Annotated in this window: 13 protein-coding genes and 1 pseudogene; 9 read left to right on the top strand and 5 right to left on the bottom strand. The window is 65.1% G+C overall.

Annotation, left to right across the window (positions count from 1 at the left end):
- Nucleotides 1-33 precede the first annotated feature (33 nt).
- Complete coding sequence (locus DK261_RS28110) at nucleotides 34-918, bottom strand: MBL fold metallo-hydrolase (protein WP_110177083.1); 885 nt, start codon at nucleotides 916-918, stop codon at nucleotides 34-36.
- Between the two features lie 240 nt (nucleotides 919-1158).
- On the opposite strand from DK261_RS28110, the gene DK261_RS28105 reads away from it, so the two are divergent.
- Complete coding sequence (locus tag DK261_RS28105) at nucleotides 1159-2481, top strand: sigma-54-dependent Fis family transcriptional regulator (RefSeq protein ID WP_110177081.1); 1323 nt, start codon at nucleotides 1159-1161, stop codon at nucleotides 2479-2481.
- Between the two features lie 288 nt (nucleotides 2482-2769).
- Here the strand turns inward: DK261_RS28105 and DK261_RS28100 are convergent.
- Nucleotides 2770-3323, bottom strand: a pseudogene (locus DK261_RS28100) (N-acetyltransferase family protein).
- Nucleotides 3324-3512: 189 nt separating this feature from the next.
- Here DK261_RS28100 and DK261_RS28095 point away from each other — a divergent pair.
- From DK261_RS28095 to DK261_RS28085, 3 genes are all read left to right on the top strand, one after another.
- Nucleotides 3513-5012, top strand: coding sequence for a PAS domain S-box protein (locus DK261_RS28095; RefSeq protein WP_110177079.1), 1500 nt, complete (start codon nucleotides 3513-3515; stop codon nucleotides 5010-5012).
- A gap of 149 nt (nucleotides 5013-5161) precedes the next feature.
- Nucleotides 5162-5413, top strand: a complete 252-nt coding sequence (locus DK261_RS28090) for a CsbD family protein (RefSeq protein WP_038631745.1) — start codon at nucleotides 5162-5164, stop codon at nucleotides 5411-5413.
- 11 nt (nucleotides 5414-5424) lie between these two features.
- The gene (locus DK261_RS28085; protein ID WP_029525963.1) at nucleotides 5425-5673 is read left to right on the top strand and encodes a DUF1652 domain-containing protein; all 249 of its coding nucleotides are present in this window, start codon (nucleotides 5425-5427) and stop codon (nucleotides 5671-5673) included.
- A 141-nt stretch (nucleotides 5674-5814) separates the two neighbouring features.
- Here DK261_RS28085 and DK261_RS28080 read toward each other — a convergent pair whose 3' ends face one another.
- Nucleotides 5815-7209 carry a HAMP domain-containing sensor histidine kinase gene (locus DK261_RS28080; protein ID WP_009048453.1) on the bottom strand — a complete coding sequence of 465 codons (1395 nt, stop codon included), beginning with the start codon at nucleotides 7207-7209 and terminating at the stop codon, nucleotides 5815-5817.
- The gene (locus tag DK261_RS28075; RefSeq protein ID WP_007930717.1) at nucleotides 7187-7870 is read right to left on the bottom strand and encodes a response regulator transcription factor; all 684 of its coding nucleotides are present in this window, start codon (nucleotides 7868-7870) and stop codon (nucleotides 7187-7189) included. Before DK261_RS28075 ends, DK261_RS28080 begins: the two co-directional genes overlap by 23 nt.
- 184 nt (nucleotides 7871-8054) lie before the next feature.
- On the opposite strand from DK261_RS28075, the gene DK261_RS28070 reads away from it, so the two are divergent.
- From DK261_RS28070 to hcnC, 5 genes are all read left to right on the top strand, one after another.
- The gene (locus tag DK261_RS28070; RefSeq protein ID WP_101282246.1) at nucleotides 8055-8393 is read left to right on the top strand and encodes a hypothetical protein; all 339 of its coding nucleotides are present in this window, start codon (nucleotides 8055-8057) and stop codon (nucleotides 8391-8393) included.
- An 89-nt stretch (nucleotides 8394-8482) separates the two neighbouring features.
- On the top strand, nucleotides 8483-9022 hold the full coding sequence (locus tag DK261_RS28065; protein WP_053268782.1) for a hypothetical protein: 540 nt from the start codon (nucleotides 8483-8485) through the stop codon (nucleotides 9020-9022).
- Between the two features lie 205 nt (nucleotides 9023-9227).
- The gene (gene hcnA, locus DK261_RS28060; RefSeq protein ID WP_009048456.1) at nucleotides 9228-9545 is read left to right on the top strand and encodes a cyanide-forming glycine dehydrogenase subunit HcnA; all 318 of its coding nucleotides are present in this window, start codon (nucleotides 9228-9230) and stop codon (nucleotides 9543-9545) included.
- A complete protein-coding gene (gene hcnB, locus DK261_RS28055; protein ID WP_103331707.1) occupies nucleotides 9542-10951 on the top strand; it encodes a cyanide-forming glycine dehydrogenase subunit HcnB in 1410 nt (469 codons plus the stop codon). Before hcnA ends, hcnB begins: the two co-directional genes overlap by 4 nt.
- Nucleotides 10944-12200: a cyanide-forming glycine dehydrogenase subunit HcnC gene (gene hcnC, locus DK261_RS28050; protein ID WP_110177077.1), complete on the top strand. Its 1257-nt coding sequence runs from the start codon at nucleotides 10944-10946 to the stop codon at nucleotides 12198-12200. The genes hcnB and hcnC overlap by 8 nt, the downstream gene beginning before the upstream one ends.
- A 164-nt stretch (nucleotides 12201-12364) precedes the next feature.
- Here hcnC and DK261_RS28045 read toward each other — a convergent pair whose 3' ends face one another.
- On the bottom strand, nucleotides 12365-12970 hold the full coding sequence (locus DK261_RS28045; protein ID WP_110177076.1) for a glutathione S-transferase: 606 nt from the start codon (nucleotides 12968-12970) through the stop codon (nucleotides 12365-12367).
- Nucleotides 12971-13098 lie beyond the last annotated feature (128 nt).

The raw sequence follows: 13098 nt of genomic DNA, 5'->3' as shown, positions 1-13098 counted from the left end.
GCAGCGTCTCCTGGTGGAGTGGCGTTATAGGTTTTAAAGGGCGTTCAGCGGGATCTTCAGGTAGCTCACGCCGTTGTCGTCGGGCTCCGGGAACTGGCCGCTGCGCATGTTGACCTGCACCGAGGGCAGGATCAGCACCGGCATTTCCAGGGTGGCATCGCGGGCTTCGCGCATGCGCACAAAGGCGTCTTCATCGATCCCTTCATGGATATGGATATTGTTGGCGCGCTGTTCGGCGACCGTGGTCATGTATTGCAGCTCGCGGCCGTTGGGCAGGTAGTCGTGGCACATGAACAGCCGGGTCTGCGGTGGCAGGGCGAGGATCTTGCCGATGGAACGGTACAGGGTGCGCGCGTCAGCGCCGGGGAAGTCGCAGCGGGCGGTGCCGTAGTCGGGCATGAACAGGGTGTCGCCGACAAAGGCCACGGTCTCTTCACCGACCTGTACCAGATAGGTCATGCATGCCGGGGTATGGCCGGGGGTGTGCAGGGCGCGGGCCTGGAGGTTGCCGATGGCGAAGCGGCTGTCGTCTTCGAGCAGCACGTCGAACTGGCTGCCGTCGCGGGCAAAACCCTGGCCCTCGTTGAACAGCTGGCCAAACACCTGCTGCACCACGGTGATCTGGTTGCCGATCGCCACCCGGGCGCCGAGCTGCGCCTTGAGGTAGGCCGCGGCGGACAGGTGATCGGCGTGCACGTGGGTCTCGAGGATCCAGTCGACCTGGGCATCGAGTTCACGCACCCGGGCAATCAGTTTGTCGGCGGACTCGGTGCGGGTGCGGCCGGACTTGGGGTCGTAGTCCAGCACACTGTCGATCAGCGCGCAGCGCCGGGTGTCGAGGTCCATCACCAGGTAGCTGATGGTCCATGTCTGGTGGTCGAAAAAGGCTTCTACGCACAGCGATGCGCCGATGATCATTGGGCTCTCCGAACAATAGGGTGACGCCGGCCGGGGCGGGCAGTCATCCCTTGGACTGTCAATAAGCGTGCCAACCGGCGCGCGCTGCTTTTACCGCCCATTCATTGAATTCAAAGGCCTGGGGCGGGCGTTCTGGCTGTCACTGTCAATTGTAGGTGGCAGTCGATTGGCAGTTTCTGGCAGAAAATGGCAGAAGCCGGGCTCATGGTTTAAGCTGCCGCGCAACGCCCAGGAGTTGCCATGCCCCAGTCCACCCATGCCCTCGTCAGTGCTGAAATGTTAGCCCTGATGTCCTATCTGGAACATGACGCGCAGCCGACGATTCTGTTAGACACCGACTACAACATCCTCGCCGCCAACACCGCCTACCAGCGCCAGTTCGGCGTCGAGGGCAAACCCCATGTCGGCGCCAAGTGCTATCGGGTGTCCCACCAGTTCGCGGTGCCGTGCGACCAGGCCGGCGAACATTGTCCGATGCGCAAGGCCTTCGAGACCCGTCTGCCGGAGCGCCTGCTGCATATCCATCACACCCCGCGCGGGCCGGAGCATGTGGACGTCGAGCTGCGGCCGATCCTCGGTGACACGGGGCAGGTGGTGGCCTATGTCGAGCGCTTGAGTTCGGTGGCGGTGGCCTCGGTGCAGCCGCAGCAGAAGGGTTTGGTGGGCCGTTCGCCGGCCTTCAACGAGGCCTTGAGCGCCCTGCAGCGGGCGGCGCCGTCGCAGATCCCGGTGCTGTTGCAGGGCGAGTCCGGTACCGGCAAGGAGCTGTTCGCCCGCGCCCTGCACGATGGCAGTCCGCGCGCCGGTGGGCCGCTGGTGGTGGTCGATTGCACCGGCCTGACCGAGACCCTGCTGGAGAGCGAACTGTTCGGCTATGAGAAGGGCGCCTTCACCGGCGCCCTGCAACGCAAGATCGGCCTGGCCGAAGCAGCCCATGGCGGCACCCTGTTTCTCGACGAGATCGGTGAAGTGCCGCTGGCGATGCAGGTCAAGCTGCTGCGGCTGATCGAGTCCGGCAGCTTTCGTCCGGTGGGCAGCCTGCGCACTGTGCATTCGGACTTCCGCTTGGTCTCGGCGACCCACAAGCCGCTCAAGGAAATGGTCGCCGCCGGCACCTTCCGCCAGGACCTGTACTACCGCATCAGCGCCTTCCCGATCCGCCTGCCGGCCCTGCGCGAGCGCAGCGACGACCTGCCGCTGCTGATCGACAGCCTGCTGCAACGCCTGGCGCCGGGCGCGGTGCCGCGGGTCGCGCCGCAGGCCCTGGAGCGCCTGGGCCTGTATGCCTACCCGGGCAATATTCGCGAGCTGCGCAATATCCTCGAACGGGCGCGGCTGTTCAGCGACGACGGGGTGATCCGGGTCGAGGACCTGCCCGAGGAATTACGCGCCGGCAGCGCCGCCGCCACCACCCAGCCGAGCCGGCGCCGCGCGGGCAAGGACCTGGAGCAACTGGCCCACGCCCTGGAAGTGTTCGAAGGCTCACGCAGCGAACTGGCCAAGGCCCTGGGCCTGAGCGAACGCACCCTGTACCGACGCCTGAAGGCCCTGGGCATTTCCTGAACCTGTTCACCCCTTGATATCCCAGCCCTGCTCAATGCGCGTGTAGCCGCTGCCGCAGGCTGCGATCGAGCGGCACGCTCGCGGCGATCTTGCTGGCGCCGGAGACCCTTCGGGTCTATCGCAGCCTCGCGGGGCTCGGCAGCGGCTACAGGGAACGGGGACACCCTCGATATTCCGGCCCAGCTCAATGCGTGTAGCCGCTGCCGCAGGCTGCGATCGAGCGGCACGCTCGCGGCGATCTTGCTGGCGTCGGAGCCCCTTCGGGTCTATCGCAGGCTGCGCCAGCGGCTACAGGGGCGAGCGGGGTGACAATCGGCTGTTGTGGCCGGGCAGGTCGCAGGCCATCACCCACATCCCTATTTGCTCCAGGTCGGTGTTGAAGGGGACCTCGCCTATCTGGCGCAGGCCGGCGCTGGCATAAAAGCGCTGGGCGCCAATGTTGCTCTTGAGCACGTCCAGCCACAGGCAGGGTTCACCCGCATCGGTGGCGCGCTGCAGCACATGCTCAAGCAAGCGGCGACCGTGCCCCTTGCCGGCCTGGGATTTGAGCAGATAGATCTTCTGCAACTCGGCACCGGAATGCCGCTGCCCGGGGTGGGCCGTGCCCAGTTGAGTTTGGCGAAACCTATGGCCTGCTGTTGCTCGTCCAGGGCCAGCAGCCACAGATGCTCGCTCTTGGCGGCAAGAGAGTCTTGCAGGCTGCGGAGAGAGAAGTCCTGGGCGAGAAACTGCTGTATGCCTTCAGCGCTCCAGATCGAGGAGAAATGCTCGCGGTAGGTGGCGCATCCGATGGCTTGGAGGGCATCGATATCGCGGCTGTCAGCTTCACGGATGGTGATCATGCTTCGCTCCTTGATGGCATTGGCGGATCGGGCCGGGTGCGCAGCTTAGCCTTTGCGCAGGTGAGGCTCCAGTACTCCGCTGTCATTGGCGCGTCAGCTCCAGGGCACGATGGCGATGCGCCGTGGTCGTAGCTTCTGCCCCTTTTATCCGCCGCCTTGCCCGTAGAGCCGGGCCTTTCAGGAGCTGACATGAGCCAGGATCTACTCGCCACCGAAACCAATCGCCGCCAGTTGCAGCAGATCATTTCCGGACTGTCCGACGGGGTCATCCTGCTCGAGGCGGACCGGCGTATCGTCTGGGCCAACGAGGCGGCGCTGGCCATGCACGGGGTCGAAGACATCAGTGAGCTGGGCGCCGACGATCGCCAGTACGCCGAGCGTTTCGCCCTGCGTTATCGCAACAATCACCCCCTGGCGCTGGAGAGCTACCCCATCAATAGGGTCGCCGCCGGGGAGACCTTCAGCGATGTGGTGGTGGAGGTGCGCAGCGGCGAGGGCGAGGAGGCGCGTACCTGGGTGCATCGGGTGCGCAGCATGATCCTCACCGACCGTGCCGGCGAGGTGGAGTCCCTGGTGCTGATCCTCAGCGACGCCACCGAGTGGGCCAGCGCCGAGCAGCGTTTCGAGAAGACCTTCAATTCCAACCCGGCGCCGGCGGTGATCTGCCGCCTCAGCGACCTGCGCTACATCAAGGTCAACCAGGGCTTCCTGGAAATGACCGGCTATGCCCGCGACCAGGTGATCGGCCGCTCGGTGTACGAGGTGGATGTGCTGGAGGGCGCCGAGCGCAAGGACCTGGCCATCGAGCGCCTGAACCAGGGCGCGACCATCCCGCAGATGCAGGCCGAGCTGCGCCTGCCCGAAGGCGGCAGCAAGCTGGTGATAGTCGCCGGCCAGCCGCTGGATATCAACGAAGAAGACTGCATGCTGTTTTCCTTCATGGACCTGGAGCCGCGGCGCAAGGCGGAGACGGCCCTGCGCCAGAGCGAGGAGCGTTTTGCCAAGGCGTTCCGCCTGACGCCGGTGCCGACCCTGGTGTGCGGCGCCGACAGCCAGCAGATCGTCGACGTCAACGAGGCCTTTCTCGACAGCACCGGTTATGCCGCCGAAGAGCTGCTGGGCAAGACCGTCGAAGAAGTCGGTTTTATCGCCAGCCCGCAGGCCTGCGCCAGCCTGTTCGGCGCCCTGGAGAAAAGCGCCGATGTGCGCAACCTCGATCTCAGGGTGCTGAAGAAGGGCGGCGAACTGCTCGACTGCGTGGTCTCGGCCGACACCGTGAACATCCAGGACAAGCCCAGCTACCTGCTGGTGCTGATGGACATCACCGAACGCAAGCGCTCCGAGCTGGAGCTGGTGTCGGCGATCGAGGAGGTGATGCGCGATGCCTCGTGGTTCAGCCAGACCCTGATCGAAAAGCTGGCCAATGTCCGCAGCGCCAACCAGGCCGAGCAGCCCAGCGCGTCCTTTACCGACCTGACCGCCCGCGAGCGCGATGTGCTGGGGCTGATCTGCGAGGGCCTGGCCGACAAGGAGATCGCCGCGCGCCTGCAACTGGCGCCCAGCACGGTGCGCAATCACGTGGCCACGGTGTATTCCAAGCTGGCAGTGCACAGCCGCGCCGAGGCCATTGTCTGGGCTCGCGAGCGCGGGCTGTTCAGTGGCGACCGTCGCGGCAAGGCGCAGCGCTGAAAGGTGCAGCGCTGACCGGTGCAAATGCACCAGTGTCACCAGTACAAATGACGCTTCTGCGGCGTCACGGGGTTTCTTAGGCTGGGTGATGTGCGGTGCCGTGGCGGACACGGGCCGCTCACGAAAATCATCAGCTGAAGGAATGCACGATGCGTAGCGAACAGATCAAAGGTGCGATGGGCACGGCGGCCGGCAAGGCCCGGGGTGCAGTAGGCGAACTGCTGGACGACCAGCAGATGCGCCTGGAGGGCGCCGCCCGCCAAGCCGCCGGGCAGTTGCAGGAAACCTATGGCGAGGCCCTGGACAGTGTCTCCCGCTTCGTCCGTGACAAACCCTTGGCCAGCGTTGCCATCCTCGCCGGGATCGGCCTGCTGGCCGGCCTGTTGTGGCGTCGCCACTGAAGGAGGCCTGGGTGATTTCCCAGGCGCAGTTGCGCCGCTACATCGAACAGGGCTTCGCGCCCTTGGCCTGTGCCTTCAGCACCGGCTCCGATTCCACACTGACCCTGCGGGTCTTCGAGCCTGAAAGCGGCCGGGTCGACTTGGTGGTCACCGGCATCGACCCGCGCACGCTCGCGACAGAGGCGGACGTGCTGGCGATGATCGAGGAGCTGCTGTACGAGTTGCGCAGCAATTCCATCAGCCTGGTGCACATGTCCTGACCGGGGAGCCGCCTCTGTAGGAGCGAGGCTTGCCCGCGATGGTGGTGAACGATAACGCGGGTTGTCTGAAACACCGCGTTGTCATGAGGATTTTTCGCGGGCAAGCCTCGCTCCTACAGAAGAAGAACGTGTTCTTCTGTATCAGTCCTTGGCGATCAAGCTCGGCCGGCAATCGAGGCTCAGGCGCGCGCCGCCGCTGTCGCTGCTGCCGACGTCGAGCTTGAAGCCGTGCAGGCTGACGATGGCGGCGACGATGGACAGGCCCAAACCAAAGCCGCCGTGGGAGTTGCTGTCGTCGACCCGGTAGAAGCGCTGGAACACCGCCTTGCGTTCGGCCTCGGGAATGCCGGGGCCGGAGTCGAGGACTTCCAGGCGCGTGCAGCCGCCATCCTCCATACCACGCAGAATCACCTCGCCGCCCGGCGGGGTGAACTTGATCGAGTTGCTCAACAGATTGGCCAGGGCTTCGAACAGCAGGGCGCGGTCGCCGGTCAGGCTCGGCAGCCTGTCCGGCACATCCAGGGTCAGGGTCAACTGGCCTTCCTCGGCCAGCGGCAGGTAAAAGTCATACAGCTCGCGCAGCAACGGCAGCGGGTCGAGCTCGACAAACCCCGAGCGGCGCTGGTGGTCCTCTATCTCGGAAATCCGCAGCAAGCCGCGAAAACGCGCCATCAATCGATCGGCCTCGGCCAGCACCTGGTCTAGCTGCAAGGCTTCCGGCGTGCCCTCGACCGCCTGTTGTTGCATGCGATACAGCTGGGCGCGCAGGCGGGTCAACGGGGTGCGCAGGTCGTGGGCGATGTTGTCGCACACGCCCTTGACCTCGTTCATCAGCCGTTCGATGCGGTCGAGCATGGCGTTGACGATGGCTGCCAGCATGTCCAGCTCGTCGCGGCGGTTGGACAGCGGCAGGCGGTGGGTCATGTCGCCGGCGACGATCGCCTCGGCGCTGGCCTGGATGCCACGAATGCGCCGCAACGGCCGACGCCGGAGCAGGTGCCAGCCGGCGGCGCCGGGGATGATGGTCAGCGACACGCCCCACAGCAGCGCGTGGAGGATGATCCGCGTCACCGCGAACAGCGAGCCGTTGTCGCGCACCAGGATCAGCCAGCGGCCGTCGCGGGTGTAGGTGGCCACCGCATCGCAACTGTCGCGGGGCAGGCTGGGGTCGTCGGAGTCGATGCAGCTCTTGAGCTCGTGGATCTGCCCGTCCAGCGGCAGGTCGTCGGGGATCTCGCGGATCGGCCCGCTGAGGTAGTGACGCCGCTCGTCGAACAGGCCGTAGGCGTCGATGGCGCGCATGTCGAAGGTCATGCTGGTGGTCAGGGCTTCTTCCAGCTGCTCGCCCTGGAAGCGCGCGAACAGGTGCTGGCGCTGCATCAGCGAGTGCTTGGCGAGGCTTTCCAGGTAGCCGGACACCTCGTAGTACATGACGCCCATGAGGATGCAGCTCCAGGCCACGAACAGCGAACTGTAGAGCGCCAGCAGGCGGCTGCTGGAGGAGCGCCAGCCCTTAGAGGGGTTCAGCAATGACATAACCCGAGCCTCGCACGGTGCGGATCAGCGGGGTCATGCCTGGCGGATCGATTTTTTTACGCAGACGGCCGATATGCACGTCGATCAGGTTGGTGCCCGGGTCGAAGTGATAACCCCAGACCTCCTCGAAAATCATCATCCGCGAGAGGATCTGGCCGGTGTTGCGCATCAAAAATTCCAGCAGCTTGTATTCGGTGGGCAACAGGCTCAGCAGCTGGTCGGCGCGGGTCGCTTCGCGGCTGATCAGGTTCAGCTCCAGGTCGGCCACCCGCAGGCTGGTTTCGAATTCCTGCACCGTGCTTTTGCGCCGCAGCAGCACCTCGACCCGGGCCGCCATTTCGTCGGAGGCGAAGGGTTTGGTCAGGTAGTCGTCGCCACCGGCACGCAGGCCACGCACGCGCTCGTCGACGTCGGACAGGGCGCTGATCATCAGGATCGGCGTCGACACGCCGATGGTGCGCAGGGTGGTGACGATCGCCAGGCCGTCCAGCTCGGGCAGCATGCGGTCGAGGGTGATCAGGTCGTAGTCGCCGCTGACGGCGCGCACCAGGCCTTCGCGACCGTTGTCGACCCAATCCACGTCCAGCCCGTGGCTGCTCAGTTCCGCCACGATTTCGCGGGCGGTTACGGCATCGTCTTCGATGGTCAGAATGCGGGTCATAAGGGCTTACCTGATTGGGGATTTCATGACGCAGGCCTGCATTTTGCCAAGAAATCGCCGCGGGCTTTCTAAAAAATCTTTCATCTTCGCGCCAGTGCCCTGGCGAACGCAGGGTAGCAGGCGGGCCGGGTGCGGCAATCGTTGATATCATCCAGCTATTACCGGCTGGCATGGATGCTGCGCAATGTACCTACCTCATTACCTCGACTTCAAAGCCCTGGGCGTCGGCTTGTTGCTGCTGGCGGCGGCCCCGGCGTTCGCCGCCAATCAACCCTGCTCGGGCAAGAAGGGCGGGATCGCCGGTTGCGACGGCGAGTTGTTTTTATGCAACGACGGCTCCATCAGCGGTTCCAAGCAAAACTGCGCCGCGCGCTACGGCGACTCGGGGCAGGCGGCGCGTCCACAAACCCTGTTGCGCAGCAGCGACGGCTGCTCCTGTGGCAGTGGCAGTTTCTGCACCGGGCCGCGGGGCGGGGTCTATTGCCTGACCCCGAGCGGCAACAAGAGCTACAAGCGTAAATAACGCCGTAGACGCCGATTGGACAGGCCCGGGCGCCTCTACTAGCGTTGCCGGCACGGCGCCGCCGGGGGCCACTATCGGGGGCAACACGGATGGACAAACAGCAAGCCAAGCGCCAGGTCATCGCCAGCCTCGAGGCCGGGCGCTCCAGGGGCGAAACCTTTGCCGCGTTTGCCGGCAGCGGGATCAAGGAGCGGCTGCTGGCGTTCTGGATCGCCGCCTATTCCGACCCCAAGCTCTATGCCCTGCACCGGCGCAAGATCCAGATCCTGCTGGTGGTGATGCTGTTGCAGGCGGTGGTCGGCGCGGTGGCCGGGTTCTTCCTCGGCTCGCTCATAGGTCCGAAGGCTGCATGGGTATTCGGACTGTTGGGCGGGGTGGTGCCGCTGCTGTTCGCCTGGGGCTTCCATAAACCTTCGGTGAACGCCTACAGCCTCTATGCCCTTCTGACCCTGTCACAATTCCCCCGATTGTTCGAAGGTTATGCCGAGGACCCGTTGGGTACCCTGATCGGCGCGGCCATGACCTTGGGGGTGGTGTTTTTCGCGATGTACGTGCGCAGCCGGATCTTTCCGGATTTCGCTTTCATCGGGCCGCGCAAGGTCAAGGGTCGCTACGTGTTTTCCAGTTAGGGCAGGGCGGCGGGAGGCGCATTCCAGGGCCTTGTGCTTTGCTTGGCCCAGATCAATGTTCTTGTTCGACAAACCTACTAGATTGGCCTGGTGTTCAGCTCCGAGGAGCTGGCGTCGCGCAACCCTGAACCGGGTCGAAGTCCAGGTTCAGGGTGATGCACAGCAGGACGCTGGCATTCCTCTTCACTCAAGGACGAATTTACTGATGCGCCATACCGAACGAACTTTCGATATCCAGCCGCTGCAACAGGCGGATATGACCATCAGCCTCAATGGCCAGCCGGTGACGGCGGCGATTGGTGAAACCGTACTCAGCGTCATCCAGTCCCTCGGGCTGCGTCAGGTGGCGCGCAACGACCACGGCCAGCTGGCCGGCGCCTATTGCGGCATGGGCGTGTGCCATTGCTGCCTGGTGCAGATCGACGGCCGACACAAGCGCCGGGCCTGCCAGACCCAGGTGCGGCCGGGCATGCAGGTGCAGACCGAGGTCAACCGTATCGTCGCGGCGGAGGAGGTGCTATGAGCCTGAATCCACTGATCGTCGGCGGCGGCCCCGCGGGCATGGCCGCGGCCATCGAACTGGCCGAGCACGGGGTGCGCAGTACCCTGATCGATGAAGCTTCGCGCCTGGGCGGTGTGGTCTACCGCGGGCCGCTGCGCGACGGCGTGCAGCTGGACTACCTGGGGCCGCGTTATTGCGAAGCCCTGGCGAAACTGCACGGCGCTTTCTCCGATTGCGAACAGATGATCGACGTGCGCCTCAACCACCGGGTGGTGGGGGCCGAAGGCAAGGGCAGCCTGATCCTGCTGGATGCCGACGAGCAGTTGCAGGAAGTGGCCTATCCGCAGCTACTGCTGGCCGCCGGTTGTCATGAGCGCAGCGTGCCGTTTCCCGGCTGGACCTTGCCCGGGGTGATGCTGCTGGGCGGCTTGCAGTTGCAGATCAAGAGTGGCGTGGTCAAACCGCGCGGGCCGGTGGTGATCGCCGGCACCGGGCCGCTGCTGCCGCTGGTGGCCTGCCAGCTGCACGCCAGTGGCGCGAAGGTGGCGGCGGTCTACGAGGCCTGCGCCTTTGGCCGGATCGCCAAGGAAAGCCTGGCGCTGCTGAACAAGCCGCAACTGTTCCTCGATGGCCTGAGCATGCTGGCCTACCTCAAGCTGCACCGCATTCCTGTGCATTACGGCTGGGGCGTGGTCGAGGCCCAGGGCTCGGACGGCCTGGAAAGCGTCAGCGTGGCGCCGTACTCGGCGCGCTGGGAACCGGACCTGAGCCGCCAGCAACAGGTCGCCGCGCAGACCCTGGCGGTGGGCTACGGTTTTATCCCGCGTACCCAGCTCAGCCAGCAGATGGGCCTCAACCATGGTTTCAGCCACGACGGCTACCTGCGGGCCACGGCCAATGTCTGGCAGCAAAGCAGCGAGCCGCACATTCACTTGGCCGGCGACATGGGCGGGATCCGCGGCGGTGAGGCGGCGATGCTCACCGGGCGCATCGCCGCGCTGTCGATCCTGATGCAGCGCGATGTGCTGAGCAACGAGGCGGCCCTGGAGCGGCGCCAGAAGTACCAGAACAAACTGGCCTCCATCACCCGTTTCCGCGCGGCGGTGGACCGCTACACCGAACGCGGCACCGGGCAGATCGAACTGCCGGCCGCCGACACCCTGATCTGCCGTTGCGAACACGCGACCCGTGGCGATATCGACCGCGCCCTCGAGCAGGGCGTGCAGGACATGGCCAGCCTGAAGATGCGCACCCGGGTGAGCATGGGCGACTGCCAGGGCCGCATGTGCGTCGGCTATTGCAGCGACCGTTTGCGCCAGGCCACCGGGCGCCAGGATGTGGGCTGGCTGCGCCCGCGTTTCCCCCTGGACCCGATTCCCTTTTCCGCTTTCCCTCAACCGAGCAAGGACGCTTTGAATCATGAGTAAGTTCTACGACGTGGTCATCGCCGGCGGCGGTGTGATCGGCGCTTCCTGCGCGTACCAGTTGTCCAAGCGCAAGAACTTGCGGGTGGCGTTGATCGACGCCAAGCGCCCGGGCAATGCCACCCGTGCCTCGGCCGGCGGCCTGTGGGCCATCGGCGAGTCGGTGGGGCTGGGCTGCGGGGTGATCTTCTTTCGCATGATGTCGGCCCGTAACAAGCGCCAGGCCCAGGGTTCGGCGGTGCTGGTGGACTCCAGCACGCCGCATATCCTGCCGCAGTCGTTCTTCGACTTCGCCCTGCAATCCAACGGCCTGTACCCGCAGCTGCACCAGGAGCTGCGCGAGCGCCATGGCATGGACTTCAAGTTCGAGCGTACCGGGCTGAAGTTCGTGATCTACGACGACGAGGACCGGCTCTACGCCGAGCACATCGTGGCCTGCATCCCGCACCTGGCCCATCAGGTGCGCTGGCTCGACCAGGCGGCGCTGCGCGAGGCGGAGCCGAACGTCAGCCATGACGCCCAGGGGGCCCTGGAATTTCTCTGCGACCACCAGGTCAACCCGTTCCGCCTGGCCGACGCCTACACCGAAGGCGCGCGGCAGAACGGCGTGGACATGTACTTCAACACCAACGTCACCGGCGTGCTGCACCAGGGCAGCCGGATCAGCGGGGTGCAGACGGCGGAGGCGGGGGTTTTCCATTGCGACACCCTGATCAACGCCGCTGGCGCCTGGGCCGCCGAGCTGAGCCTGCAAGCCACTGGCGCGAGCATTCCGGTGAAGCCGGTCAAGGGCCAGATCCTGCTCACCGAGCGCATGCCCAAGCTGCTCAACGGTTGCCTGACCACCAGCGATTGCTACATGGCGCAGAAGGACAACGGCGAGATCCTGATCGGCAGCACCACCGAGGACAAAGGCTTCGACATCAGCACCACCTACCGGGAAATCCAGGGCCTGGTGCAGGGCGCGGTGCGCTGCGTGCCGCAGCTCGAACAGGTCAACCTCAAGCGCTGCTGGGCCGGTTTGCGCCCGGGCTCGCCGGATGAACTGCCGATCCTCGGGCCGATGTGCGGGGTGGAGGGCTACCTCAACGCCTGCGGGCATTTCCGCACTGGCATCCTGACCTCGGCGATCACCGGGGTGCTGCTGGATCGGTTGGTGAATGAGGAGGCGTTGCCGCTGGATATCACGCCGTTCCTCGCCGAGCGTTTCGGTCTGCAGGCGGTGGCGCCGTTGCAGGTGGCGCTGGCTTGAGGTAGCGCGTCGCCCTGAAGTTTTTTCGCGAGCAAGCTCGCGCCTACAAGGACTGCGTCGTTCTCGATCTTATGAACAACGCGACCTTCTGTAGGAGCGAGCTTGCTCGCGATGAACGTGAACGATGACGCGGTGCTGCGGTAACACCGCGTCGTCCCGGGGCCTCAAACCAACGGCGTACTGACAAACAACTCCAACCCTTGCGCATACTCCGCAAACGCCTTGACCCTTGGAAACCGCGTGGCATCCAGGTGCTCGGCCACCACCAGCTGGGTAAAGCTCCAGGCCACGGCCAGGCTGATACCGGCCTGATCGATGCCGCCGTCGGTGGCCAGCGGACGTTTCTCCAATTCTCTTTCCAGCTCGCCATAGGCCGCCGCCAGTTGCCCGCGAACCCGCTCCAGCCACGGTTCGTGCTGTTTTTCCGCGGGGCGCAGCTGGTACTCGTAGTAGATCTGCACCGACTTCTCGCACGCCGCCAGCGCCAGGCCGATCAGCCGCAGGTCGTGGGCTCGTGCCTGGGGCGCCGCCGGCAACAGGCTGCGGCCGGCCAGGGCTTCCAGGTAGTCGATGATCAGGCACGAATCCATCAGCACCGTACCGTCGTCGCAGATCAGGGTCGGCGCCTTGACCACCGGGTTGATGCGCTGGAACTGCTCGAAAGTGCGAAACACCGACAACGCCTCATGCTCGAACGGGATATCCAGGCGCTTGAGGGTGAGGGCGACACGGCGAACATAGGGTGAATCGAGCATACCGATCAGTTTCATTGAGCATTTCCTTGTGCGGAACAACGAGGCAGGGGGAGGGCAGCGGCTAATTTAGCGGCAAATGTCCGGGATTGGCTATCGGGGGCTGGTGACTGCTGTCAATCACCGATGACGGCTATTCCAGGTGC

Origin of the sequence: Pseudomonas sp. RW409 (assembly GCF_003184125.1) — a bacterium.
GTDB classification, from domain to species: Bacteria; Pseudomonadota; Gammaproteobacteria; order Pseudomonadales; family Pseudomonadaceae; genus Aquipseudomonas; species Aquipseudomonas chlororaphis_I.
Note: the sequence above shows the minus strand (reverse complement) of the source record. Positions and strands in the feature narration are given on the sequence as shown.

Excerpts from the sequence above, each read along its gene's own strand:
- DK261_RS28080 (WP_009048453.1), bottom strand. The coding sequence starts at position 7,209 with ATGTCATTGCTGAACCCCTCTAAGGGCTGGCGCTCCTCCAGCAGCCGC.
- DK261_RS28095 (WP_110177079.1), top strand. The coding sequence starts at position 3,513 with ATGAGCCAGGATCTACTCGCCACCGAAACCAATCGCCGCCAGTTGCAG.
- DK261_RS28045 (WP_110177076.1), bottom strand. The coding sequence starts at position 12,970 with ATGAAACTGATCGGTATGCTCGATTCACCCTATGTTCGCCGTGTCGCC.
- hcnB (WP_103331707.1), top strand. The coding sequence starts at position 9,542 with ATGAGCCTGAATCCACTGATCGTCGGCGGCGGCCCCGCGGGCATGGCC.
- DK261_RS28110 (WP_110177083.1), bottom strand. The coding sequence starts at position 918 with ATGATCATCGGCGCATCGCTGTGCGTAGAAGCCTTTTTCGACCACCAG.
- hcnA (WP_009048456.1), top strand. The coding sequence starts at position 9,228 with ATGCGCCATACCGAACGAACTTTCGATATCCAGCCGCTGCAACAGGCG.
- DK261_RS28075 (WP_007930717.1), bottom strand. The coding sequence starts at position 7,870 with ATGACCCGCATTCTGACCATCGAAGACGATGCCGTAACCGCCCGCGAA.
- DK261_RS28105 (WP_110177081.1), top strand. The coding sequence starts at position 1,159 with ATGCCCCAGTCCACCCATGCCCTCGTCAGTGCTGAAATGTTAGCCCTG.
- DK261_RS28070 (WP_101282246.1), top strand. The coding sequence starts at position 8,055 with ATGTACCTACCTCATTACCTCGACTTCAAAGCCCTGGGCGTCGGCTTG.
- hcnC (WP_110177077.1), top strand. The coding sequence starts at position 10,944 with ATGAGTAAGTTCTACGACGTGGTCATCGCCGGCGGCGGTGTGATCGGC.
- DK261_RS28090 (WP_038631745.1), top strand. The coding sequence starts at position 5,162 with ATGCGTAGCGAACAGATCAAAGGTGCGATGGGCACGGCGGCCGGCAAG.
- DK261_RS28065 (WP_053268782.1), top strand. The coding sequence starts at position 8,483 with ATGGACAAACAGCAAGCCAAGCGCCAGGTCATCGCCAGCCTCGAGGCC.